General features: G+C 64.3%; 15 protein-coding genes. 11 read left to right on the top strand and 4 right to left on the bottom strand.

From position 1 onward, the window contains the following. The first annotated feature begins 5 nt into the window (after positions 1–5). The 6 genes from treZ (at position 6) to ACW4TB_RS16435 (ending at position 10,676) form a co-directional block, all read left to right on the top strand. On the top strand, positions 6–1,748 hold the full coding sequence (treZ, locus tag ACW4TB_RS16460; protein ID WP_254467472.1) for a malto-oligosyltrehalose trehalohydrolase: 1,743 nt from the start codon (positions 6–8) through the stop codon (positions 1,746–1,748). Then, on the top strand, positions 1,745–3,814 hold the full coding sequence (malQ, locus tag ACW4TB_RS16455) for a 4-alpha-glucanotransferase (protein ID WP_279928468.1): 2,070 nt from the start codon (positions 1,745–1,747) through the stop codon (positions 3,812–3,814). Before treZ ends, malQ begins: the two co-directional genes overlap by 4 nt. Then, on the top strand, positions 3,811–6,585 hold the full coding sequence (locus tag ACW4TB_RS16450; protein ID WP_279928466.1) for a malto-oligosyltrehalose synthase: 2,775 nt from the start codon (positions 3,811–3,813) through the stop codon (positions 6,583–6,585). Before malQ ends, ACW4TB_RS16450 begins: the two co-directional genes overlap by 4 nt. Before the next feature lie 17 nt (positions 6,586–6,602). After that, entirely contained in the window at positions 6,603–6,884 is a 282-nt protein-coding gene (locus tag ACW4TB_RS16445) for a DUF2934 domain-containing protein (RefSeq protein ID WP_455843023.1), read from the top strand. A gap of 144 nt (positions 6,885–7,028) precedes the next feature. Beyond that, positions 7,029–9,182 (top strand): glycogen debranching protein GlgX, encoded by a 2,154-nt coding sequence (gene glgX / locus ACW4TB_RS16440; protein WP_012313720.1) that lies wholly within the window; start codon positions 7,029–7,031, stop codon positions 9,180–9,182. Between the two features lie 417 nt (positions 9,183–9,599). Continuing rightward, positions 9,600–10,676: an autotransporter domain-containing protein gene (locus tag ACW4TB_RS16435; RefSeq protein WP_254467468.1), complete on the top strand. Its 1,077-nt coding sequence runs from the start codon at positions 9,600–9,602 to the stop codon at positions 10,674–10,676. Between the two features lie 55 nt (positions 10,677–10,731). Here the strand turns inward: ACW4TB_RS16435 and glgB are convergent, their stop codons facing one another. From glgB to ACW4TB_RS16420, 3 genes are read right to left on the bottom strand one after another with little or no spacing between them, the layout of a single operon-like run. Continuing rightward, positions 10,732–12,942 (bottom strand): 1,4-alpha-glucan branching protein GlgB, encoded by a 2,211-nt coding sequence (gene glgB / locus ACW4TB_RS16430; RefSeq protein ID WP_254467467.1) that lies wholly within the window; start codon positions 12,940–12,942, stop codon positions 10,732–10,734. After that, positions 12,943–16,260 (bottom strand): maltose alpha-D-glucosyltransferase, encoded by a 3,318-nt coding sequence (gene treS / locus ACW4TB_RS16425; RefSeq protein WP_279928458.1) that lies wholly within the window; start codon positions 16,258–16,260, stop codon positions 12,943–12,945. A 42-nt stretch (positions 16,261–16,302) separates the two neighbouring features. Further along, complete coding sequence (locus ACW4TB_RS16420; RefSeq protein ID WP_279928456.1) at positions 16,303–18,321, bottom strand: alpha-1,4-glucan--maltose-1-phosphate maltosyltransferase; 2,019 nt, start codon at positions 18,319–18,321, stop codon at positions 16,303–16,305. 139 nt (positions 18,322–18,460) lie between these two features. On the opposite strand from ACW4TB_RS16420, the gene ACW4TB_RS16415 reads away from it, so the two are divergent. Next, positions 18,461–18,622, top strand: coding sequence for a hypothetical protein (locus ACW4TB_RS16415; RefSeq protein WP_012313715.1), 162 nt, complete (start codon positions 18,461–18,463; stop codon positions 18,620–18,622). Between the two features lie 83 nt (positions 18,623–18,705). On the opposite strand, the gene ACW4TB_RS16410 is transcribed toward ACW4TB_RS16415, so the two are convergent. After that, positions 18,706–20,388: an AMP-binding protein gene (locus ACW4TB_RS16410; protein WP_254467464.1), complete on the bottom strand. Its 1,683-nt coding sequence runs from the start codon at positions 20,386–20,388 to the stop codon at positions 18,706–18,708. Between the two features lie 216 nt (positions 20,389–20,604). Here ACW4TB_RS16410 and ACW4TB_RS16405 point away from each other — a divergent pair, with 216 nt between their 5' ends. The 4 genes from ACW4TB_RS16405 to ACW4TB_RS16390 are packed head-to-tail and all read left to right on the top strand — an operon-like array spanning position 20,605 to position 26,163. Next, positions 20,605–21,768, top strand: a complete 1,164-nt coding sequence (locus tag ACW4TB_RS16405) for an isovaleryl-CoA dehydrogenase (protein ID WP_254467463.1) — start codon at positions 20,605–20,607, stop codon at positions 21,766–21,768. 19 nt (positions 21,769–21,787) lie between these two features. Beyond that, positions 21,788–23,395, top strand: a complete 1,608-nt coding sequence (locus tag ACW4TB_RS16400; RefSeq protein WP_254467462.1) for a carboxyl transferase domain-containing protein — start codon at positions 21,788–21,790, stop codon at positions 23,393–23,395. 3 nt (positions 23,396–23,398) lie between these two features. Beyond that, on the top strand, positions 23,399–24,214 hold the full coding sequence (locus ACW4TB_RS16395) for a gamma-carboxygeranoyl-CoA hydratase (protein ID WP_012313711.1): 816 nt from the start codon (positions 23,399–23,401) through the stop codon (positions 24,212–24,214). After that, positions 24,211–26,163, top strand: coding sequence for an acetyl/propionyl/methylcrotonyl-CoA carboxylase subunit alpha (locus tag ACW4TB_RS16390; RefSeq protein WP_279928449.1), 1,953 nt, complete (start codon positions 24,211–24,213; stop codon positions 26,161–26,163). The genes ACW4TB_RS16395 and ACW4TB_RS16390 overlap by 4 nt, the downstream gene beginning before the upstream one ends. The last annotated feature ends 8 nt before the right edge of the window (positions 26,164–26,171 follow it).

Below are 26,171 nucleotides of genomic sequence, written 5' to 3'. Positions count from 1 at the left end.
CGAAGATGCACAGGCATGGCGCACACCTACTGGACGCCACGTCGGCGCGCTTCGCCCTGTGGGCGCCGGATGCGCGCAACGTGAGCTTGGAACTGGAGCAGCAGCCCCCTGTCGAGTTGCTGCCCGACGAAGATGGCTGGTACACGGGGATTGCCCCGTGCAAGGCAGGCGATCGTTATAAGTACCGCATAGACGGCAAGCTTCTGGTGGCCGACCCGGCCTCGCGCTATCAGCCGGACGGCGTGCAGGGGCCGAGCCAGGTGGTTGATACCCAGGCTTACGCCTGGCAACACTCCTGGCTAGGCCGCCCTTGGCACGAAGCGGTGATTCAGGAACTGCACGTCGGCGTGCTCGAGGGCTACCCTGGTGTCGCCCGGCATCTGCCGCGCCTGGCAGAGCTTGGCATCAGCGCCATCGAGCTGATGCCGCTGGGGCAGTTCCCTGGCGAGCGTAACTGGGGCTACGACGGCGTGCTGCCATACGCGCCGCAGCACAGCTATGGCAGCCCTGAGCAATTGTGCGCGCTGGTCGACAACGCCCACGGCGAGGGCCTGATGGTAGTGGTGGATGTGGTCTACAACCACTTCGGGCCGGACGGCAACTACCTGCACCAGTACGCCAGCCCGTTTTTCCGAGAGGACCGGCAGACGCCCTGGGGCGCAGCCATCGACTTCCGACGGCCAGAGGTGCGCGAGTTCTTCATCCAGAACGCCCTGATGTGGCTGTGCGACTACCGCTGCGACGGCCTGCGCCTGGATGCAGTGCATGCCATAGACCAGCCCGACTTCCTGGTCGAGCTGGCGCAACGGGTACGCGCTGCGGTGGAACCTGGCCGGCAGGTATGGCTGATGCTGGAGAATGAACACAACCAGGCGTTCTTGCTGGAACAGGGCTTTGATGCCCAGTGGAACGACGATGGTCACAATGCCCTGCACGTGCTGCTCACGGGTGAAACCGAAGGGTACTACGCCGACTATCAGCAACAGCCAATCAACAAGCTGGCCCGCTGCCTGTCCGAAGGGTTCGTGTTCCAGGGACAGGCCAACCGCCATGGCCAGCCGCGCGGCGAACCAAGTGGCCACCTTGAGCCCAGTTCGTTCGTACTGTTTCTACAAAACCACGACCAGATCGGCAACCGCGCCCTGGGCGAACGTTTGACCCGCCTGTGCCCGGTCCCTGCCCTGCGCGCCGCTACCGGCCTGTTGCTGCTGTCGCCGATGATCCCGCTGTTGTTCATGGGTGAAGAGGATGGCAGTTGCCGGCCGTTTCTGTTCTTCACCGACTTCCATGACGAGCTGGCCGATGCCGTGCGCGAAGGTCGGCGTGGCGAATTCGCCCACTTCACCGCCTTTGCCGACCCCGAGCAGCGCGAGCGCATCCCCGACCCCAATGCCGAGCAGACATTCCAGGCCTCACGGCCACAGCGTCAGGAAGTCATCGCCGGCTGGCACGGCCTTTATCAGCAACTGCTCGAACTGCGCCGGCGCCATGTCATACCGCACCTGCCAGGCAGCCGTGCGCTGGGCGCCGACGTGCTGGGCGACAAGGCGCTGACCGCACGCTGGCGCCTGGGCAATGGCAACACCCTGCGCATCGACCTGAATCTGGCCGCCACGCCACAGCCGGTCGAACTGCCCGCTGCCGAACACCGCCTGTTCGACAGTAGCGACACCACGCACCCCGACACCGCACTGTCTGCGTACAGCTGCGTGGTCAGCCTGCTTGCACCTGGCCAGGAGCGCCCATGAGTGAAACCGCATTACACCGCCTGGCTGCCCGTGTAGGGCTGGCCCGCGACTGGATCGACGCCAACAACAGGCCGCAACAGGTCAGCGACGAGGTGCTGCGCAAGGTCCTTGAAGCGCTCGGCCACCCGGCCAGTGACGACCGTGCCATCCAAGACAGCCTGCGCGCCGTGGACGCCGCCGAAGACAGCGAACACTTACCGCCGCTGTTGACCGCCGACCTTGGCCAGCCTTTGGCACTGGCGCGCTACTTCAGCGCAGGCAGCGCCGCCCGCTGCACCCTGGAAGACGACAGCCAGCTCGATCTGACCCTCGACAACCAGGCACAACTGCCTGGCGCATTGCCCTTGGGCTATCACCGCATCGCTATCGATGGCCGTACTTTCACAGTGGCCGTGGCGCCGCTGCGTTGCCACAGCCTGGAGGACGCTGTCGAACAGCCGCCACCGCGCTGCTGGGGCATTGCGGCGCAGCTTTACAGCCTGCGCCGCCCAGGTGATGGCGGCTACGGCGACTGCCTGGCCCTGGAGCAACTGGCGCGCAGCGCGGCAGAACGTGGTGCCGACGCCCTCGCCATCAGCCCGATCCACGCCCTGTCAGCGTTCGACCAGCAACACTACAGCCCCTACTCACCCTCCAGCCGCCTGCTGCTCAACCCCCTGTATGCCAGCCCCGCTGCCGTGCTCGGTGAACGTGCCGTGCGCATGGCCGTCGAGGCCTGTGGCCTGGAGCAAACCCTGGAAGACCTCGAGCAACGCCCGCTGGTCGACTGGCCACGCGCCGCCGACGCCCGCCTGCGCCTGCTCGACGCGCTGTACCAGAGTTTCATCCAGGCGGATCACCCCCTGCGCAAAGACTTCGAGAGCTTCCGCGAGGCCGGTGGCCAGGCGCTGGAGCACCACTGCCGCTTTGAAGTGCTGCAGGCACACGCCGTGGACGACGGCCTGGGTGCCGACTGGCGCAACTGGCCGAGCGCCTGGCACGACCCCTATCACCCAGAAGTGGAGGCCTTCGCCAGCGCGTATCCCGCCAAGGTCGAGTTCCATGCGTTCTGCCAGTGGCTGACCGAGCGCAGCCTGCAGCGCGCGCAGGAAGCCGCCCGTGGCAACGGCATGGCGGTCGGCCTGATCGCCGACCTGGCGGTGGGCGCCGACGGTGCCGGCAGCCAGGCCTGGAGCCGCCAGGACGAGTTGCTGGCCAACCTGAAGGTTGGCGCCCCGCCGGACATCCTCAACCGCAGCGGACAGGACTGGGGCATCTGTGCATTCTCGCCCGAAGGCCTCAAACGCAATGGCTACCGCGCCTTCATCGAAATGCTGCGGGCCAACCTGGCCCATGCCGGCGGCCTGCGCATTGACCATGTGATGGGCCTGCGCCGCCTGTGGCTGATCCCGCGTGGCTGCAAGCCCGACGAAGGGGCCTACCTGCAGTATCCGCTGGAGGACCTGCTGCGCCTGCTGGCCCTGGAGTCGGTGCGGCACCAGGCAATCATCCTCGGTGAAGACCTGGGCACCGTGCCTGAAGGCCTGCGCGAACAACTGGCGGCCAAGGCCGTGCTGGGCATGCGCGTACTGCCTTTCGAGCAGGCTCAGCCCGGCCACTTCACGCCGATTCTCGACTGGCCGGACAAAGCCTTGGCCACCACCGGCACCCACGACCTGGCACCTCTGGCCGGCTGGCTGCAAAACCGCGACATCGACTGGAGCCAGCGCCTGCAACTGATCGATGACGCCACCGAGCTGCACTGGCGTCAGGCGCGACAGAAAGAGCGTGACGGCCTGCGCCGCACCCTGGAAGCCAATTACGGCCCACTAAAGGACAACGACCACTTGATCGATGCTGCCATCCGTTACGTTGGTCACACCCGCGCACCGCTGGTGCTGATCCCGCTCGAAGACCTGCTCGGCAGTGAAGAGCAACCCAACCTCCCCGGCACGACCGAAGGCCACCCCAACTGGCGCCGGCGATTCGAGCACCCGGTGCGCGAACTGCTCGACGATGAAGATGCCGCGCGCCGCCTGGAGCTGTTGGCCCAGGCCCGCGAACAAGCCTGGGAGCGTGACCGATGAAGCCGTTGTCCGCCACACTGCGTCTGCAGTTCCACAGCGATTTCACCCTCGACCATGCACTGCCGCTAGTGCCCTATTTTGCCCAGTTGGGCATCAGCCACCTGTATGCCTCGCCGATCCTCAAGGCCCGCGCCGGCTCGCGCCACGGTTACGATGTGGTCGACCCGACCCAGGTCAACCCGGAGCTCGGTGGCGAGGCCGCCCTGGAGCGGCTCGTGGCCGCCTTGCGCCAGCACGGCATGGGCCTGATCCTGGACACCGTCTCCAACCACATGGCTGTCGGCGGCGCCGATAACCCCTGGTGGCAAAGCTTGCTGGCGTGGGGGCGGCGCAGCCCCTACGCCGAGTTCTTCGATATCCAGTGGCACTCCAGCGACCCCCTGCTGGCCGGCCAGCTGTTGCTGCCGTTTTTGGGCTGCGACTATGGCGCAGCGCTGAAAAATGGCGAAATTCCGCTGGAGTTTGACCAGCAACACGGCGTGCTGCAGGTGGCCCATTACGAGCACCGCTTCCCGATCTGCCCGGTTGACTATGGCTGGATTCTGTCCCTGAGCCCCGAACCTGTCCTGCAGCGCCTGGCCGAGCACTTCACCGCACTGAACGATGCAGCCGACCCGCTGACAGCGGCTTTGCCGGTGCAGGCCGAGCTGGCCCGCCTGGTGCGCGAGGGCGCCGACCTGCAGTCTGCAATGCTTGCCTTCGATAGCCGCACCGAGAGCGGCTTCAAACGCCTGCACCTGCTGCTGGAACGCCAAACCTACCGCCTGGCCAGCTGGCGCACCGCCGCCGACGACATCAACTGGCGGCGTTTCTTCGACATCAACGAGCTGGGCGGTCTGCGCGTAGAGCGCTCGGTGGTATTCGAAGCGACCCATGCCAAGCTGTTCGAGCTGATTGAACGCGGGTTGGTCGATGGCCTGCGTATCGATCATATCGACGGCCTGGCCGACCCACGCGGTTATTGCCGCAAGCTGCGCCGGCGGGTCGACGGTCTGCTTGCCAGGCGCCCCCTCAATGCGGCGCTTGAGCATTTCCCGATTTACGTCGAGAAGATTCTCGGCACCGATGAACACCTGCATCGCGACTGGCTCACCGACGGTACCACCGGCTACGAGTTCATGAATCAGGTCTCGCTGCTGCAGCACGACCCCGCCGGCGAAGCGCCGTTGACCGAGCTGTGGGCCACTGTCAGCGAACGTCCGGACTTCCCGGAGGAAGTCCGCCAGGCCCGGCATCTGGTGCTCAATGCCAGCCTGGCCGGCGACTGCGAGTCGGTGGCCCAGGCGCTGCTGCAAGTCGCGCGCGACGACTTGATGACCCGCGACCTGACCCTTGGGGCGATCCGCCGCGCGTTGCAGGCGCTGGTCGCCCACTACCCGGTGTACCGCACGTATTTCAATGCTTGCGGCCGCCCGGCCGAAGACGAGAAATTCTTCCAGCAGGCCTTGGCCCATGCCCGCCACGACCTCAGCGAAGCCGATTGGCCGCTGCTCGAGCAGCTTGAACAATGGCTCGGCGGCCAGGCATGGCGCACGCTGCCCCCCGGCCGGCCGCGCAAGCACCTGCGCCATGCCTGCGTGCGCTTTCAACAGCTCACCGCGCCCAGCGCCGCAAAGGCCGTCGAGGACACCACCTTCTACCGCTCGGCCCGCCTGCTGTCGCGCAATGACGTAGGCTTCGAGGCCGAGCGTTTCAGTGCCGGCCCCGAACACTTCCACAACGAGGCCCAGCGCCGCCTGCGCGACTTCCCCGACAACCTGCTGGCCACCGCCACCCATGACCACAAACGCGGCGAAGACACCCGCGCGCGGCTGGCGGTGCTGAGTGAGCGCGGCCCCTGGTTCGCCAGCCGCGTGGAGCACTGGCGCGAGCTGGCTGCACCGCTGCGTGAACAGCTGGACGACGGCGTTGCGCCGAGCCCGGGCGACGAGTTGCTGCTGTTGCAGACGCTGCTGGGCAGTTGGCCCTTGGACCTTGACCTGCACGACGATAACGCCCTGCAGCACTATGCCGGGCGCATCCGCCAATGGCAGCAGAAGGCGCTGCGCGAAGCCAAGCTGCGCAGCAGCTGGAACGCTCCGAACGAGGCCTACGAGGCCGCCTGCGCCGCCTATGTCGACGGCCTGTTGCTCGACCGCGAGAACCAGCAGTTACGCCATTCCGTGGCCGACGCGGCGCAGTCGATCGCCACCCCCGGCGCCCTCAATGGCCTGGTCCAGGCCTTGCTGCGCAGCACCGTGCCCGGCGTGCCAGACCTTTATCAGGGCAATGAGTACTGGGATTTCAGCCTGGTCGACCCCGACAACCGCCGCCCCGTGGACTACGCTTGCAGGCGTCGCACGCTGGACGACGCCCTGCCCGTGGGAGAGCTACTGGCGCACTGGCGCGACGGCCGCATCAAGCAGGCGCTGGTGGCGCGGCTGCTGGATTGCCGGCAGGCCCACGCCGAGCTGTTCCGCCGCGGTGCCTACCTGCCGCTGAACGTGCAGGGCCGCCATGCCGACAAGGTCGTGGCCTTTGCCCGGCTGGGTGAGGAACACCGTGCCATCGTCGTCGCCCCGCGCCTGGCCAGCGGCCTGCTGGGCGGCGCTTCTACACCGTTGATCCCGGCACAGAACTGGGACGACACCCGGGTGATTCTGCCGTTTGCCTTGTCGCCTGCCAACTCGATGGGACTTTTCCCAAGCGCGGTGGTCAGCCCTTCAAAGGAGCTGATGTTGAGCGCCGTGCTGTCGGAATTTCCGGTCAATGTGTTGATACAACAATCTTGAGCATCAGGAGCGTCATGATGAGTGTCGATGAAAAGCGTATTCGCGAATTTGCCTACCAGATCTGGGAGTCTGAGGGTAAGCCTGTAGGCGAGGAAGAGCGCCACTGGGACATGGCCCGCAAGCTGGCCGAGGCCGAGGCGCTGGCGCCCAAGGCCGCGCCGCGCAAGAAGGCCGCCGCTAAACCCAAGGTCGCGGCGGCGCCAAAAGCGCCTGCCGAGCCCAAGGCGGCGGCGCTGCCAGGGGTGAAACCGGCCGCTGCGAAAAAGCCCAAGGCGGTGAAGAAGCCGGCTGCTGGCTAAGCCGGTCCCGGCCCTATCGCCGGCAAGCCGGCTCCCACAGAGATCTCAAAGACCCTGGGATTGCGGTGGCAGCCGGCTTGCCGGCGATGGGGCCGGGGCTGAACGACCATCCGTCCCCTTCCCTACGGCCACCCGAGGACCACCATGAGCCCCCGCATTCCCAAGAAAACCCGCTCCATAGCACCATCCCGCCTGCGCGAGGGCATGCCCTTCCCGCTCGGCGCCACCTGGGATGGGCTGGGGGTCAACTTCGCCCTGTTCTCAGCCAACGCCACCAAGGTCGAGCTGTGCCTGTTCGACTCCACAGGGGAGCAGGAGCTCGAGCGCATCGAGCTGCCGGAGTACACAGACGAGATCTACCACGGCTACCTGCCTGACGCTCACCCTGGCCTGGTATACGGCTACCGTGTCTACGGCCCCTACGAGCCAGAGAACGGCCACCGCTTCAACCCCAACAAACTGCTGATCGACCCCTACGCCAAGCAACTGGTGGGCAGCCTGAAATGGTCCGAGGCGCTGTTCGGCTATACCATCGGCCACCCCGACGGTGACCTGTCGTACGACGAGCGCGACAGCGCGCCCTTCGTGCCCAAATGCAAAGTCATCGACCCGGCCTTCACATGGGGCCGCGACCAGCGTGTACAAATCCCCTGGGAGCGCACCATCATCTATGAAGCGCATGCCCGCGGCATCAGCATGCGCCACCCGGCCGTGCCGGAAAATCTGCGCGGCACGTTCGCCGGCCTTGCCAATGACGAGTTGCTCAAGCACATCAAGGACCTTGGCGTGTCGAGCATCGAGCTGCTACCGATCCACGCCTTCGTCAATGACCAGCACCTGCTGGACAAAGGCCTTAACAATTACTGGGGCTACAACAGCATCGCCTTCTTCGCGCCGCACCCGCGTTACCTGGCCAGTGGCAAGATCGCCGAGTTCAAGGAAATGGTCGCGCACCTGCACGACGCCGGCCTCGAAGTGATCCTCGATGTGGTCTACAACCACACCGCCGAGGGCAACGAGCGCGGCCCCACGCTGTCCATGCGCGGCATCGACAACGCCTCGTACTATCGGCTGATGCCCGATGACAAACGCTATTACATCAACGATTCCGGCACCGGCAACACACTGGACCTCAGCCACCCGTGCGTGCTGCAACTGGTGACCGATTCGCTGCGCTACTGGGCTGGCGAGATGCACGTGGACGGCTTCCGCTTTGACCTGGCAACCATCCTGGGCCGTTACCACGACGGCTACAGCGAACGCCACGGGTTCCTCGTCGCCTGTCGTCAGGACCCGATGCTCAGCCAGGTCAAGCTGATCGCCGAGCCATGGGACTGCGGCCCAGGTGGTTATCAGGTGGGCAACTTCGCACCGGGCTGGGCGGAATGGAACGACCGCTTCCGCGACACCGTGCGCGCCTTCTGGAAAGGCGACGAAGGCCAGCTGGCCGACTTCGCCTCGCGCATGACCGCCTCGGGCGACATGTTCAACAACCGCGGCCGGCGCCCCTATGCCTCGGTCAACTTCGTCACTGCCCACGACGGTTTCACCCTGCGCGATCTGGTGTCGTACAACGGCAAACACAACGAAGACAACGACGAGAACAACCAGGACGGCACCGACAACAACCTGTCGTGGAACTGTGGCGCGGAAGGCCCCACCGACGACCCGGAAATCAATGCCCTGCGCATGCGCCAGATGCGCAACTTCTTCGCCACCCTGCTGCTGGCCCAAGGCACGCCCATGATCGTCGCTGGCGACGAGTTCAGCCGCACCCAGCACGGCAACAACAATGCCTATTGCCAAGACAGCGAGATCGGCTGGGTCAACTGGGACCTGGACGAAGAGGGCAAAGACCTGCTGGCCTTCGTCAAGCGCCTGACTCGCCTGCGCCTGGCCTACCCGGTGCTGCGCCGCTCACGCTTTCTGGTCGGCGACTACAACGAGGCCATCGGGGTCAAGGACGTGACCTGGCTGGCGCCTGACGGCAGCGAGATGAGTGTGGAGCAGTGGGAAGATCCGCATGGGCGCTGCCTGGGCATGCTGATCGACGGCCGCGCCCAGGTCAGTGGCATCGCCCGGCCGGGTTCGGAGGCGACTGTGCTGCTGATCGTCAATGCGCATCACGATGTGGTGCCGTTCCTGCTGCCGACGGTACCGGACGGTGACTACTGGAGCTGCCTGGTGGACACCGACCGGCCGGAACTGCGCAAGGGCCAGCACTTGCCGTTCGACAGCACGTTCCAGGTCCAGGGGCGCTCGATGCTGCTGATGGTGCTGCAGCGCGAGGAGGACTGAGCCGGCGTTGGCTCACCGGCCCTGGATCGAACGGATCTCAGGGCCTGCTGTGCCTTGCCACCTTGGACGCACGGCCCGGACCCGGCGTAACAGCGATGCTAGCAATGATTCGGCATAGCCAGGGTGCAGCAAATAGCGAACGCCGCTATGCAAGCAGGGTTTTCGCTGAAAATCATGGCGTTAACGCTGCGCCCCAATACCCCTCGCCTGTTTAACACTTTCTTGACGCAAGCCCTTACCTCTCCTTAGCTAAAGATTATCTAGTCGTAAAAAAATTGCGCCGGGCCTTTAGCTCGCGCCTTCGTGCGTGCTTGAGAAGGCTGGCGTACTGGTTTGGGTCGCCCTGTGTTTTGCCGTACAGCTCGTGACAACAGGCCAGGTCCTTGGGCTGTACAACAAAAACACAGGAGATCCGCCATGAAAAGCACCTCGAACCCGATGCGCTTCGACCGTATTTTCTACGCGGTTTCCACGTCGATGCTTCTGGCAACCCCGGTGGAAACCTTCGCCTTCCCATTGCTGGACGACCCCAGCTCGCCCCTGTTCCTGCAGCAACCGGCAATGGCGCAACTGTCGCTTGACCCGGTCAGCGCCAGCGGCCTGAGCCTGGGTACACTGACAGCCTTCAGCAACAAGATGGCCGAGCGACATGGCCCGCTGGCTCCCGACCTGATTGCCAGCCAATGGGCGCAGTTTTTCCCGGGCACACCTCGCCCGGGTGCTCAGGCCCCCGAACAGCTGGAAGCACCCAGCCAGCAACTGACGATTGGCCCGGACCTGTTCGTGCGTGAAACAAGCGGCGGCAATGTGCACCGTGCGGGGATTTTCGTGGGGCATAACAATCTGCAAAGCAGCTTGAAGGGCAGCCGGGTGCTGCTCGGCGACAAGCAGCGCAACGCAGTCAACCTCAGCGGCGAAAGCCTGGGGGTGTACTGGAGCATGACCCATGAGCAGGGCTGGCACGTGGACGCTGTAGCCATGGGCACGCGCATCGATGTGCTGGGCCGGGGCGAGACTGGGCAGCGAGTGAACGACAGCGGCCATGCGATGACCTTTTCTGTGGAGGGTGGTTACCCGATCCGCCTGGGCGGCAGTTGGGTGATCGAGCCGCAGGCACAGCTGATCAACCAGCAGTTCTTCCCTGGCAACCAGGTGCAGGAAGAGACGCTGAAGGCGTTCGACAGCCAACCTACCTGGAGCGGCCGAGTCGGTGCCAAGTTGTCCGGGCGCTACGAAGTGCGGGGCATGCCCATCGAACCCTACGTGCGCACCAACGTCTGGTATGACTTCAGCGATGCCGACGAGGTCAAGCTGGACCAGGTCGACAAGATATCCGGCTCGCGCTATTCGACCACGGTGGAACTGGGGTTGGGCCTGGTGGCGCGGGTGACACCTTCCATGGCGTTGTTTGTCAGTGCCGATTACAGCAGTGATGTGGATGACAACGATCTGAATGGGTTGATCGGCAGCCTGGGGGTCAGGATGCGCTGGTGATCAGTGTGGCCTTTTCGCGGGGCAAGCCCGCGAAAAGGCCGACTCAGGCCAAGGATCAGGCGGGTTTCATCACCAGTACCCCCAGCGGCGGCAGGTTCAGGGCGAGCGACAGCGGTTGCCCGTGGCTGGCGACCTCGTCGCTCTGCACCGCGCCCAGGTTGCCCACATTCGACCCGGCATACAGCTCGGCGTCGCTATTGAGCAGCTCTTGCCAGCGCTCACCGAACGGCACGCCGATCCGGTACCCCTCGCGCGGTACCGGGGTGAAGTTGGCCACCACCAGCAGCGGCTCGCCGTTGCTGCTCCAGCGTAACCAGGCATACACACAGTTTTGCGCGTCATCACCGATGAGCCACTGGAAACCCTGCGGTTGGCAGTCCTGCTCATGCAACGCCGGCAGTTCACGGTACATCCGGTTCAGGTCACCCACCAGGCGTTGCACGCCCTGGTGCTCGGGGTACTGCAACAGATACCAGTCCAACTGGTGGTCATGGTTCCATTCCCGCCATTGCCCGAACTCACAGCCCATGAACAATAGCTTCTTGCCCGGGTGGGTCCACATGAAGGTCAGGTAAGCCCGCAGGTTGGCGAACTTCTGCCAACGATCACCGGGCATCTTGTCGATCAGCGAATGCTTGCCATGCACCACTTCATCGTGGGAAATGGGCAGGATGAAATGCTCGGAATAGGCATAGATCAGGCCGAAGCTCATCTCGTTGTGGTGATAGCTGCGGTGCACCGGGTCGTTCTGGATGTAGTGCAGGGTGTCATGCATCCAGCCCATGTTCCACTTGTAGGCGAAGCCCAGGCCACCTTGCTGGGTGGGCTGACTGACACCCGGCCAGGCGGTGGATTCTTCGGCGATGATCAGCGCGCCCGGCGCTTCATGGGCGGCCACACCGTTGAGGTGGCGGATGAAATCGATGGCCTCCAGGTTCTCGCGCCCGCCATGGCGGTTGGGCACCCACTCGCCAGCCTTGCGCGAATAGTCGCGGTACAGCATCGAGGCCACCGCATCGACCCGTAGGCCATCGATGTGAAAGTGTTTGAGCCAGTGCAGGGCTGAAGCCAGCATGAAACCGCGTACTTCGTTGCGGCCCAGGTTGTAGATCAGCGTGTTCCAGTCCTGATGGAAACCCTCCAGGGGGTTGTCGTACTCGTAAAGGGCGGTGCCGTCGAAGCGCGCCAGGCCATGCTCGTCCGTAGGGAAATGCGCCGGCACCCAGTCGAGGATCACACCGATACCGCCCTGGTGGCAGGCGTCGATGAACGCCGCAAAGTCTTCTGGCGTGCCGTAGCGCGAGGTCGGTGCGAACATCGACAAGGGCTGGTAGCCCCAGGAGCCACCGAACGGATGCTCCATGATCGGCAGCAACTCGATGTGGGTGAAGTTGAGCTTCTGCACGTAGGGGACCAGGCGCTCGGCCAGTTCGCGCCAATTGTAGAAGCGCGACACTTCACCCAAGTCATCCAGCTCGCACTGCCAGGAGCCTGGGTGCAGTTCATAGATCGACAGCGGCGCACTGTAGGCATGGCGCTGGGCGCGGTGTTCCATCCACTCCTGGTCTTGCCATGAATGGCTGAGTTCGCCGGCCACTTTCGATGCCGTGCTGGGCGGCAGCTCTGTGGCACGGGCCAGAGGGTCGGCCTTCAGCGGCAGCACGCCCTCCTTGCCCAGCACCTCGAATTTGTAGGTTTCGCCTACGCCCAGGCGCGGCACGAACAGCTCCCACACCCCGGCACTGTGCCGTAGACGCATCGGGTGACGACGGCCATCCCAATTGTTGAAGTCGCCCACCACCGACACGCGCCGCGCATTGGGCGCCCATACCGAAAAGCACACCCCATCCACGCCGTCGACCTGAATGGGCTGGGCGCCAAAGCGCCCGGACAGGTCGCGGTGGTTACCCTCGGCAAACAGGTGGAGGTCCATGTCGCCCAACTGCGGGCCAAAGCTGTACGGGTCTTCGGTCACCTGCTCGCCACCGGCCCAGCCGATCTGCAGCAGGTACGGCTGTGCATCATCGAGGTGCGCGGTGAACAGCCCGGGCAGGCTGCCCTGCTGCATTTCGGCAAGCACCCGCCCGTCATTACGAGCCAGCACCCGGGCATTCAGAGCAGTTGGCAGGAAGGCCCGGACCCACAGTCCGCCCGCGCCATCGCCATGGGGGCCAAGTACTGCAAAAGGATCGGCGTGCTCGGCGCGGGCAAGGGCATCGAGCTCCCGCTGCCGAAGGCCACCGTTATCACGCGTGGTTGCATTCATCTATGACTCTCCCCAGGTACTGATCAATCCATGCAAGCCATGCAAAGGCACGGCCAGCCAACTTGGCCGGTTTTCGGCTTCATAAGTAATCTCGTAGGCGGCCTTTTCCAGGCAGAACAGTTCCAGTGCGGCGCGCTCGCCCTCGGCCTGTTGCCAGGCGTGAGGCATGGCGGCGGTGGCCAGGCCATAGGCTTCGACGAAGGCGTGGCGCGACTGGTGCAGGTACTGCCGGGCGACCCGCTGACGAGCCTGCCGTGCTGCCTCGGACACGTCTACCGCCGAGGTGCTGCGCAAGATCATCGCAGCAGCATAGTCGAAGGATCGCAACACGCCGCTGACATCCTTGTACGGGCTGTGCTTGGCACGCCGCTCTTGCAGTGCACGCGAAGGCTCGCCTTCGAAATCGATGAGGTAGGCATCCCCTTGCACCACCAGCACCTGGCCCAAGTGCAGGTCGCCGTGAACCCGCATCAGCAGGCCACCCTGGGCCTGCCTGGCCAGGTTGGCGATGTGCTGGGCAAGGCCTTCACGTTGCTGTTGCAGGTCGTCGACCAACGCCTGGCTGTCGTTGTCCAGTCCGTCGCGGTGCTGCGCCAGCAAGTCCAGGGCATGGCAGAGCTCGCTGCTGATCTGTTGGGCCCAGCGCTCGCTGTCTTCGCCATCGCTGCTGCGCGGCCGGAAGGCGGGGTCCTCGGTCGGGGCGGCAAGCAGCAGGTGCATCTCGCCCAGGCGCTGGCCAAGCAAGGCAGCAAAACCGTTGAGCTCGGTAAGTGCGTCGGTATGCGCTTCACCATCGTTGCTGGACGGCTCCATCTCGTCGCGGATGGCCCGCTCCAGTGTGTTCTGCGTCCAGGCCCAGGCATCCCCCTGGTTGCTCAGGTAACCCTGGGCGATCATCAGCAGGTGCGGTGCGTCCGTTTCATCCACCCGGCTGACCCAGGCCAGCAGTGGCGAGATATTGGCGAACCCGGCGGCGGTGAGGTAGGCGCTCATTTCCAGCTCCGGGTGAACCCCCGGGTTGACCCGGCGGATCAGCTTGAGCACTACGCGATCGCCCACCACTACCGAACTGTTGGACTGCTCGGCGCTCAGGTAACGCACAGCGCTGTCTTCATCGAGGCCCAGGCTGGCCAGCGCCTCGGTGCAGTGGAAGCGTAACTCGCCCTGGCCATTGCCACAGGGCAGGCGCAGACCGTCCTGGCAGGCGCGCAGCACGGCGCGAATGAAGGGTTCGAGCACAAAGGCATCGGTGATCAGGCCCACCTGACGGCCACGGCGTACCCGCGACATGGCCAGTTGTTGCGGCAACGCACTGTTGATCTGGTCTTCAGGCAGCAGCCCGAACGGCAACTGGTAACGGTTGGCCACGCCATCGCCCAGCACTTCGATTTCGCTGAGCAGCACGGGTGTCGTGGCGGTGCCCAAGCGCACGCCGTAACACAGGCGCACCTGGTCGACAGGCCCTTCCTTGCCGGCGAACCAGCGTCGTTTGGGCAGGTATTGCGGCAGGATCGCGTCTTGCAATGTATCGCTCGAAGGCGTTTCGAGCAGCTCTTCCATGCGTTTGCGCAGCACTAGCGTAGTCAATTCCGGCAATCCCTCGGTAGCTTGAACATGCCAGCTGGGCATGCGGTCGTGCGCTGCCAGCAAGAACCAGTAGAAGGCATAAGGCGGCAACGTCAGCAGGAACGGCAGTTGACCGATAGGCGGGAAGGCGCTGCCGCCGAGCATCTCCACTGGCACCTTGTCGGCGTACTGGGACAATTCAAGTTCGGCGGCCTGCGCCGCACGCGACACATTGGCAACACACAGAATGACTTCGCTGTTGCCCTCGGCATCGGTGTACTCGCGGATGTACGCCAGGATGCGGCGATTGCTCGGGGTGAGCGTACGCAAGGTGCCGCGGCCGAAGGCTTTCTGCTGGTTGCGCACCGCCAGCAGGCGGCGGTTCCAGTTGAGCAGCGAATGCGGGTCGTGGGCCTGGGCCTCGACGTTGACAGTCTGGTAGCCGTACAGCGGGTCCATGATCGGCGGCAGTACCAGGCGCTGCGGGTCGGCTTTGGAGAAACCGCCATTGCGGTCCGGCGACCACTGCATGGGGGTACGCACACCGTCGCGGTCGCCCAGGTAGATATTGTCACCCATGCCCAGTTCGTCACCGTAGTACAGGGTCGGCGTGCCGGGCATCGACAGCAGCAAGCTGGTGAGCAGCTCGATGCGCCGGCGGTCACGTTGCAGCAACGGCGCCAGGCGGCGGCGAATACCCAGGTTGATACGCGCGCGGCGGTCTTGGGCGTAGTAGTTCCACAGGTAGTCGCGCTCGCGGTCGGTGACCATCTCCAGGGTCAGCTCATCGTGGTTGCGCAGGAAGATGGCCCACTGGCAATTGGCCGGAATTTCCGGCGTCTGGCGCAGGATGTCGGTGATAGGAAAGCGGTCTTCCATGGCCAAGGCCATGTACATGCGCGGCATCAACGGGAAGTGGAAGGCCATGTGACACTCGTCGCCATCGCCCTCGCCAAAGTACGGGCGCGTGTCCTCGGGCCACTGATTGGCCTCGGCAAGCAGCATGCGGTCGGGGTAATTGGCATCGATCTCGGCACGAATCGCCTTGAGCACCTTGTGGGTCTCGGGGAGGTTCTCGTTATTGGTGCCATCGCGCTCGATGAGGTAGGGGATAGCGTCCAGGCGCAGGCCGTCGACGCCCAGGTCGAGCCAGAAACGCATCACCCCGATCACGGCCTTGAGCACTTGGGGGTTGTCGAAATTCAGGTCCGGCTGGTGCGAGTAGAAGCGGTGCCAGAAGTACTGGCCCGCCACAGGGTCCCATGTCCAGTTGGACTTCTCGGTGTCGAGGAAGATGATCCGCGTACCGTCGTATTTCTGGTCGTCATCCGACCACACGTAGAAGTCGCGGGCCTTGCTGCCACGCTTGGCATGGCGAGCACGCTGGAACCAGGGGTGCTGGTCGCTGGTGTGGTTGATGACCAGTTCGGTAATCACCCGCAACCCGCGCTTGTGCGCCTCGGCGATGAAACGCCGGGCATCGGCCATGCTGCCGTAGTCGGGATGTACGGCTTTGTATTCGGCGATGTCGTAGCCGTCATCGCGCCGTGGCGAGGGGTAGAACGGCAACAGCCAGAGGGTGTTGACGCCAAGATCGGCGATGTAGTCGAGCTTGCTGATCAGGCCGGCGAAGTCACCTATACCATCGTTGTTGGCATCGAAGAACGACTTGATGTGCAACTGGTAGATCACGGCATCCTTGTACCACAGCGGGTCGTCGAGGAAGGCTGCCGGGCGGGAACGCTTGGCCATGTGCGACTCCTTTCAATTGCGGGTTCAGCGCCGCCCTGGGGCTTATCGGGCCTTTTCTATGCGCCAGATACCAAATGGCTGATGCCATGGTTCGATACGCATCCATTGGGTCTTGCCATGCCAGGTCCAGCGATGGCCGTTCATCAGGTCTTCGCCCAGAGTGTCGGCGTCATCGTCCAGCCCCAGCTCCCACAGCGGCAGTTCGAAGCTGGCCTCCTGGGCGTTGTGCGGGTCGAGGCTGACCGCTATCAGGATGTAGTTGTCGCGCTCAGGCGTGCGCTTGGCGAAATACAGGATGTTGTCGTTCCAACAGTTGAAGAACGCCACCCCCAGGTGCGTCTGCAGGGCGCGGTTCTGCCGGCGGATGCGGTTGAGCTGGGCGATTTCGGCAATGATGTTGCCGGGCTGGGTGAAGTCGCGCGGCCGGATCTCGTACTTCTCCGAGTCCAGGTACTCTTCCTTGCCCGGCAGGGGTGTGCCTTCGCACAGTTCGAAGCCCGAGTACATGCCCCACAGCCCCGACCCCATGGTCGCCAGCGCGGCGCGGATCAGAAAGCCCGCACGGCCGCTGGTGTGCAGGAAGAACGGGTTGATGTCCGGCGTATTGACGAAGAAGTTGGGACGGTAGCACAGGCTCCAGGGCGGCTGATTGAGCTGCTCGAAATACTCGCGCAGTTCCTGTTTGGTATTACGCCAGGTGAAATAGGTGTAGCTCTGGGCGTAACCCACCTTGCCCAGGCGCGCCATCATCGCCGGTTTGGTGAACGCCTCGGCGAGGAAGATCACGTCCGGGTACTGGCTGCGCACATTGGCGATCAACCATTGCCAGAACGGCAGGGGTTTGGTGTGCGGGTTGTCGACGCGGAAGGTTCTTACCCCCTCCTCGACCCAGCCCACCACCACATCGCGCAGGGCCAGCCACAGCGACGGCACGGCGTCGGCGGCGTAAAAGTCGACGTTGACGATGTCCTGGTACTTCTTCGGCGGGTTCTCGGCATAGCGGATGGTGCCGTCGGGGCGCCAGCTGAACCAGCCGGGGTGCTGCTTGAGCCACGGGTGGTCCTGGGAGCACTGGATGGCGAAGTCCAGGGCGATCTCCAGCCCGTGCTCGGCGGCGGCAGCCACCAGGCGGCGAAAGTCCTCCCGGGTGCCCAGCTGCGGATGAATGGCATCATGCCCGCCTTCGGGGCTGCCGATGGCGTAGGGGCTGCCCGGGTCGTTGGGCTCAGCCTGCAAGGCGTTGTTGCGGCCCTTGCGGTGCTGCTTGCCGATCGGATGAATGGGCGGGAAATACAGCACGTCAAAGCCCATGTCGCGAATCATCGGCAAACGCTCGTGCACGTCGTTGAAGGTGCCGTGGCGCTCTGGACTGTCGGTGATCGAACGTGGAAACAGCTCGTACCAGCTGGCGAACTGCGCGGCCGGGCGGTCGACATCTACCGGGAACTCGCGGCTGCAGGTGAGGTAGCTGCGGTGCTCGGCCTCGGTCATCAGGCGCGACGCCTGTGCCCCCAGTAACAGCGCCACCTGGTCAGCCTGCGACAGCGCGGGCAGCTGCGCCTGCAGCGCCTTGATCTGCTCGCGCAACTCGCCCTCGCTGCGCTCTGCGCCTTTGCCAAGCAACAAGCGGCCCTCCTCCAGCTCCAGCTTGACCTCGACGCCAGCATGGAACTTCTTCTCGAGGTCGTGGCAATAGGTGGCGAACGGGTCGATCCAGGCCTCGATGCTGAAAAGGTGCGGGCCGAGTTCGGTGGGAGTGAATGCGGCCAGCCACAGATCATTGCCCGGCGAATGCATGGGCACGCAGTGCCATCGCCGACTATCGGCCTGCCGCCAGTTGAGCATCACGGCCAGGCGATCGTGGCCGTCGCTGTACACCTTGCTACTAACCGCAACCGGCAGGCCGCTGATGGCCTTGACGGCGAAACCACCACCGTCAAGTGCGGGCTGGGTATCCTCGATCACGATGCGCGGCGCCAGCAGCGCCTGGGACAGGCTGATGGCCTGGTCGGGGTGATCGTTCGCCATCGGTACGCTTTCGAAGGGCTCGTTGCGCGACATCGGTCCTGGCTCCCTGTTGGCATTGGCGGTAAGGGTTCAGAGCCATCATCCACGCAGGGGGTTCAAAAAAATTGAGCAAACGGCGCAGCCACGTATCAAAGCCTGCACCACCCTCTCATTCACCCTGCGAGGTCAGGCCATGAACATTCCCATTCCACCAGAGACACCCGACCCGAACATCGACGACCCGAGCCTGCCGCCGCCGGTGCCGGAAGAAGATCCGGACGAGCTGCCGATCAAGCCGACCGAGCCGCCTACGGTGGGCGACCCGCCGAGCCAGGAGCCACCGGTGAAGGCTTAAGAATAGACGAGGGAAACCGATGCACCCGCAACGGTGGTGCCGGCCGTGCACGGGTACCCGGCGCGGCCAGCACCATAGCTGAATCACCCAGCCGGTACTGCTGAAAGCGTGGCCGCGCTGATTTCGCGCATCTTGAACTTCTGCACCTTGCCGGTCACCGTCATGGGAAACTCGTCAACGAAACAGAAGTGCCGTGGCACCTTGTAGTGCGCGATGCGTGCCTTGCACCAGCCCTGCAACTCTTCAGCCGTTGCGCTGTGGCCGGGATGCAACTTGATCCAGGCCACCACTTCCTCGCCATACCTATCGCACGGGATGCCGATCACTTGGGCGTCCGCCACTGCAGGGTGGGTATAGAAGAACTCCTCGAGCTCGCGCGGATAAATGTTTTCGCCACCGCGAATGATCATGTCCTTGTTGCGCCCGACGATGCGCACATGGCCATCTGCGTCCATCACTGCCAGGTCGCCCGAGTGCATCCACCCTGCGGGATCGATGGCATCCGCCGTGGCCTGCGGGTTGTCCCAGTAACCGAGCATCACGCTGTAACCCCGTGTGCACAATTCGCCGATCTCGCCCCTGGGCACAATGCAGCCGTCGGCATTCACCAGTTTGGTCTCCAGATGGGGCTGGGTGCGGCCAACCGTGGTCACCCGTAGCTCCAGATCATCGTCGGGGCCAGTCTGCAGGGACACCGGGCTGGTTTCCGTCATGCCATAGGCAATTTGCACTTGGGCCATGTGCAGCTGGTCGATGACCCGGCGCATGACCTCGATCGGGCAGGTAGCACCGGCCATGATGCCGCTGCGCAGGGTCGAAAGGTCCAAGTGCTGGCGCGACGGGTGGTCGAGCATGGCGATGAACATGGTAGGCACGCCATAGAGGATGCTGGCGCGCTCCTCGGCAACAGCACGCAGAGTGAGCTCGGCATCGAAGGCGTCGCTGGGGTAGATCATGGTGCTGCCATGGGTGATGCAACCAAGGTTGGCCATGACCATGCCGAAGCAGTGGTACAGCGGCACCGGGATCACCATACGGTCGGTGTTGGTCAGGCCCAGACTTTCCCCGACCATGAAGCCGTTGTTGAGAATGTTGTAATGGCTGAGCGTGGCCCCTTTGGGTGCGCCGGTGGTGCCGGAGGTGTACTGGATGTTCACCGGCTGGTCGAACTGCAGCCCGCGCTGGCGCGCCTGATAAGCCTCATCAGCCGTCTGCGCTGCCCGCGCCGCCAGCGCAGGCCATGGCAGGAAGCCCGGTGGCGGGTTGCCGGCCAGGCTTATCACCCCACGCAGCTCGGGCAGGCGTTCGCTTGCCAGATAACCAGGCGCCACTGCCGCCAGCTCCGGCAGCAGCTCCTGAACCATGGCGTGGTAATCAGAGGTCTTGAAGGCATCGGCGCACACCAGCCAACGGCAGCCGGACTGACGCACTACATATTCCAACTCGCCCACCCGGTAGGCCGGATTGATGTTGACCAGAATCGCACCAACCTTGGCGCTGGCCAGCTGCAGGATGCACCACTGGGCGCAGTTGGGTGACCAGATGCCGATCCGGTCCCCCCTGTCGACACCCAGCGCCATCAACGCCCGGGCATGGACATCGACCTGTTCGGCCAACTGCTGCCAGGTGAAACGCAGGCCCTGATGGCGCACCACCAACGCCTCGTCATCGGCGTAACGGGCCACTGTGGCATCGAAGGCCTGACCGATGGTCAGGGTCAGCAAGGATTGGTCCTGACGACCGCGGGTGTAACTGGGTTGACTCATAGGTGTCCCTTCTTGTGGTTGTTCTGGGCACGACTGAAGCAAGCGACAAATACTGTGGCGCAGATTTACGTTTACGTAAAGGTGATGAACGGATTGACACTAACGGGGTGCAGGTTTACGTTAACGTAAAGGTGAAAACGACATAGCGCTCATCGCCAATGGCTACCGCTTCATGAGCTACGGTGTTTCCTAATTTCAAGAACAAGAAGGTGCCCCATGCATTACCCCTCCCTGAACTTCGCCCTGGGCGAAACCATCGACATGCTCCGTGACCAGGTGCGCACCTTCGTCGCCGCAGAGCTGGCGCCACGCGCCGCACAGATCGACCACGACAACCTGTTCCCTGCCGACATGTGGCGCAAGTTTGGCGACATGGGCCTGCTGGGCATCACGGTACCGGAAGAATACGGCGGCGCCGGCCTGGGCTACCTGGCCCACGTGGTGTCGATGGAAGAAATCAGCCGTGGCTCAGCCTCGGTGGCGCTTTCGTACGGCGCCCACTCCAACCTGTGCGTCAACCAGATCAACCGCAACGGCACCCACGAGCAGAAGCTCAAGTACCTGCCCAAGCTGATCAGTGGTGAACACATCGGCGCCCTCGCCATGAGCGAGCCAAACGCTGGCTCCGACGTGGTGTCGATGAAACTGCGCGCCGAAAAGCGCGGCGACCACTACGTGCTCAATGGCAGCAAGACCTGGATCACCAACGGCCCGGATGCCAACACCTACGTGATTTACGCCAAGACCGACCTGGACAAGGGCGCGCACGGCATCACAGCCTTCATTGTCGAGCGCGACTGGCAAGGCTTCAGCCGCAGCAACAAGTTCGACAAGCTGGGCATGCGCGGCTCCAACACCTGCGAACTGTTCTTCGATGACGTCGAAGTACCGGAAGAAAACATCCTCGGCCAGCTCAACGGCGGCGTGCGCGTACTGATGAGCGGCCTGGACTACGAGCGCGTGGTGCTCTCCGGTGGCCCCACCGGCATCATGCAAAGCTGCATGGACCTGGTGGTCCCCTACATCCACGACCGCAAGCAGTTCGGCCAGAGCATCGGTGAGTTCCAGTTGATCCAGGGCAAGATCGCCGACATGTACACCCAACTGAACGCCAGCCGCGCCTACCTGTACGCCGTGGCCCAGGCCTGCGACCGTGGCGAGACCACACGCAAGGACGCCGCCGGGGTGATCCTGTACACCGCGGAGCGCGCCACGCAGATGGCCCTGGAAGCGATCCAGATCCTCGGCGGCAACGGCTACATCAATGAATTCCCGGCGGGCCGCTTGCTGCGTGATGCCAAGCTGTACGAGATCGGCGCCGGCACCAGCGAAATCCGCCGGATGCTGATCGGCCGCGAACTGTTCAACGAAACCCGCTGAGCACAAGGGACGGGCGCACATGGCTACCTTGCACACCCAGATCAACCCGCGTTCGGCGGAATTCGCCGGCAACAGCGCGGCCATGCTCGAACAGGTCCAGGCCCTGCGCGGCCTGCTCGCCCACATCGCCCAAGGCGGCGGGCCCAAGGCCCAGGAGCGGCACACCTCCAGGGGCAAACTGCTGCCGCGCGAGCGTATCGATCGCCTGCTGGACCCGGGCTCGCCGTTCCTCGAAATCGGCCAGCTGGCCGCCCATGAGGTGTACGGCGAAGACGTGCCTGCTGCCGGCGTCATCGCGGGCATCGGCCGTGTCGAAGGCGTGGAATGCATGATCGTGGCCAACGACGCCACCGTAAAAGGCGGTTCGTACTACCCGCTGACGGTCAAAAAGCACCTGCGTGCGCAAACCATCGCCCAGCAGAACCGCCTGCCGTGCATCTACCTGGTGGACTCGGGCGGCGCCAACCTGCCGCGCCAGGATGAAGTGTTCCCGGACCGCGAGCACTTCGGGCGGATCTTCTTCAACCAGGCCAACATGAGCGCGCTGGGCATCCCGCAGATCGCCGTGGTCATGGGCTCGTGCACCGCAGGCGGCGCCTATGTGCCGGCCATGGCCGACGAAGCGATCATGGTCCGCCAGCAGGCGACCATCTTCCTGGCGGGCCCGCCACTGGTGAAAGCCGCGACGGGTGAGGTGGTGAGCGCCGAAGACCTCGGCGGTGCCGATGTGCATTGCCGCACCAGCGGCGTGGCTGACCACTATGCCGACAATGATGAACACGCCCTGGCCCTGGCCCGGCGCAGCGTGGCCAACCTCAACTGGCACAAGCTCGGCAAGCTGCAACGCCAGGCGCCGGTTGCGCCGCTGTATCCCGCCCAAGAGCTGTACGGCGTGGTGCCGGCTGACGCCAAGCAACCGTTCGATGTGCGTGAGGTGATTGCGCGTCTGGTCGACGGGTCGGTTTTCGATGAATTCAAGGCACTGTTCGGCACCACGCTGGTGTGCGGCTTTGCCCGCCTGCACGGCTACCCGGTGGCGATACTGGCCAACAACGGCATCCTGTTCGCCGAAGCCGCGCAAAAAGGCGCGCACTTTATCGAACTGGCCTGCCAACGCGGCATCCCGCTGCTGTTCCTGCAGAACATCACCGGCTTCATGGTCGGCAAGAAATACGAAGAAGGCGGCATCGCCAAGCACGGCGCCAAGCTGGTCACCGCCGTGGCCTGCGCCCAGGTGCCGAAGTTCACGGTGATCATCGGTGGCAGCTTTGGCGCTGGCAACTACGGCATGTGTGGCCGCGCCTACGATCCGCGCTTCCTGTGGATGTGGCCCAACGCGCGGATTGGCGTGATGGGGGCCGAACAGGCCGCCGGAGTGTTGGCCCAGGTCAAGCGCGAGCAGAGTGAACGCAGCGGCCAGGCCTTCAGCGCCGAGGATGAGGCCAGGCTCAAGCAGCCGATTCTCGACCAGTACGAACACCAGGGTCACCCCTACTACTCCAGCGCCCGGCTGTGGGATGACGGCGTCATCGACCCGGCGCAGACCCGTGACGTGCTTGGCCTGGCGTTGTCCGCCGCGCTGAACGCACCGATCGAACAGAGCCGCTTCGGCATTTTCCGGATGTGACCCATGAGCGATTTCAGCACCCTCGAAGTGATCCGTGACCCGCGCGGCTTCGCCACCCTGTGGCTGAGCCGCGAGGACAAGAACAACGCATTCAATGCACAGATGATCCGCGAGCTGATCGTCGCCCTCGGGCAACTGGCCGACGACGCCAGCCTGCGCTTCATGCTGCTGCGCGGCCGTGGCCGCCATTTCAGCGCTGGCGCAGACCTGGCGTGGATGCAGCAATCGGCACAACTGGACTTCAACACCAACCTGGATGACGCCCGTGAACTGGGCGAACTGATGTACGCCCTGCATCGCCTGAAGGTACCCACCCTGGCCGTGGTGCAGGGCGCGGCCTTTGGCGGCGCCTTGGGGTTGATCAGTTGCTGCGACATGGCCATCGGCGCCGAGGATGCGCAGCTTTGCCTGTCCGAAGTACGCATCGGCCTGGCCCCGGCGGTGATCAGCCCGTTCGTGGTCAAGGCCATCGGTGAGCGTACCGCGCGCCGTTATGCCCTGACCGCCGAACGCTTCAGCGGCGTACGGGCCCGGGAACTGGGGCTGTTGGCAGAGGTGTACCCGGCCAGTGAGCTGGAAGTGCAGGTACAGGCCTGGGTAGACAACCTCTTGCAGAACAGCCCGCAAGCACTGCGCGCTACCAAGGACCTGCTGCGCGAGGTCGATGACGGTGAACTCAGCCCTGCCCTGCGCCGCTACTGCGAAAACGCCATTGCCCGTATCCGTGTCAGCGCCGAAGGTCAGGAGGGCCTGCGCGCCTTCCTGGAAAAACGTCGCCCCGCTTGGCAGACCGAGCCCAACAAGGAGCCGCGCCCATGAGCCGCCCGCCATTGACCACCCTGCTGGTCGCCAACCGTGGGGAAATCGCCTGCCGGGTGATGCGCACCGCCAAGGCCATGGGCCTGACCACCGTGGCCGTGCACAGCGCCACCGACCGCGACGCCCGCCACAGCCGCGAGGCGGATATCCGTGTCGAGCTGGGCGGCAGCAAGGCCGCTGACAGTTACCTGGTGATCGACAAGCTGCTCGCTGCGGCCAAAGCCAGCGGCGCCCAGGCCATTCACCCAGGCTACGGCTTTCTTTCGGAAAACGCAGGGTTTGCCCGAGCCATTGAAGACGCCGGGCTGATCTTCCTTGGCCCGCCGGCCAGCGCCATCGATGCCATGGGTAGCAAATCGGCGGCCAAGGCGCTGATGGAAGCGGCCGGCGTACCGCTGGTACCGGGTTATCACGGCGACGCCCAGGACCTGGAAACCTTCCGCGCCGCCGCCGAGCGCATCGGCTACCCGGTGCTGCTCAAGGCCAGCGCCGGGGGGGGCGGCAAGGGCATGAAAGTGGTGGAGGAAGAAAGCCAGCTGGCCGAAGCCCTCGCCTCGGCCCAGCGTGAAGCGCAGTCGTCATTCGGCGACGCGCGCATGCTGGTGGAAAAATACGTGCTCAAACCCCGCCACGTTGAGATCCAGGTGTTCGCCGATCAGCACGGCAACTGCCTGTACCTTAATGAGCGCGACTGCTCTATCCAGCGCCGCCATCAGAAAGTGGTCGAGGAAGCGCCTGCACCGGGGCTCTCCCCTGAATTGCGGCGGGCCATGGGCGAAGCGGCGGTACGCGCGGCCCAGGCCATCGGTTATGTCGGTGCCGGCACCGTGGAGTTTCTGCTCGACGCCCGTGGCGAGTTCTTCTTCATGGAGATGAATACCCGCCTGCAGGTCGAGCACCCGGTTACCGAAGCTATCACCGGCCTCGACCTGGTGGCCTGGCAGATCCGCATCGCCTGTGGCGAGCCGCTGCCGATTACCCAGGCGCAGGTGCCGCTGATCGGCCATGCCATCGAGGTGCGCCTGTATGCCGAAGATCCGGCCAACGACTTTCTGCCAGCCACAGGCACCCTGACGCTGTACCGCGAGTCTGCACCAGGCGAAGGTCGCCGGGTGGATAGCGGGGTAAGCGAGGGGGACGAGATCTCATCCTTTTATGACCCCATGCTGGGCAAGCTGATCGCCTGGGGCGAAAACCGCGAACAGGCACGCCTGCGCTTGCTGGCGATGCTGGACGAGTTCGCCATCGGCGGGCTGAAGACCAACATTGCCTTCCTGCGCCGCATCCTCGCCCACCCCGCATTCGCGGCGGCCGAGCTGGATACAGGCTTTATTCCACGTCATCAGGAGGTACTTCTGCCGGCGCCACAGCCATTGCCCGCAGGCTTCTGGCAAGCCGCAGGTAAAGCCTGGCTGAAGGGCCAGGCGCCGCATCAGCGTGACGACGACAGCTGCTCGCCATGGGCTGAGCGCTCAGGTTTACGCCTTGGCCTGCCGGCACACAGCTGCCTGCACCTGCGCAGTGGCGGAGAGTGCCAGGCGATTGCGCTTGAGCAAAGTGTTGTCTCGGCCTGGCAACTGGACGGCGAACAGCTAGGCCACGATGAAGGCGGCGTGCGCAGGCGTTATCTGGCGGTGCGCCGCGGTGGCACGCTGTATCTGCGCTGGGATGGTGAAATGCATGCCATTGAGGCCTTCGACCCGATCGCCGAGGCCGAAGCCAGCCACAGCCATCAGGGCGGACTGGGCGCGCCCATGAATGGCAGCATCGTGCGGGTGCTGGTGGAGCCGGGCCAGGTGGTGGAAGCCGGTACGGCGCTGGTGGTGCTGGAAGCCATGAAGATGGAACACAGCATTCGCGCTCCGCATGGTGGGACGGTAAAGGCGTTGTTTTGCCAGGAAGGGGATATGGTCAGCGAAGGGACGGTGCTGGTCGAACTGGTGGAGTGATGTAAACA

It is taken from the genome of Lelliottia jeotgali (assembly GCF_977070485.1).
This window is presented reverse-complemented; position numbering and strand designations above follow the sequence as displayed.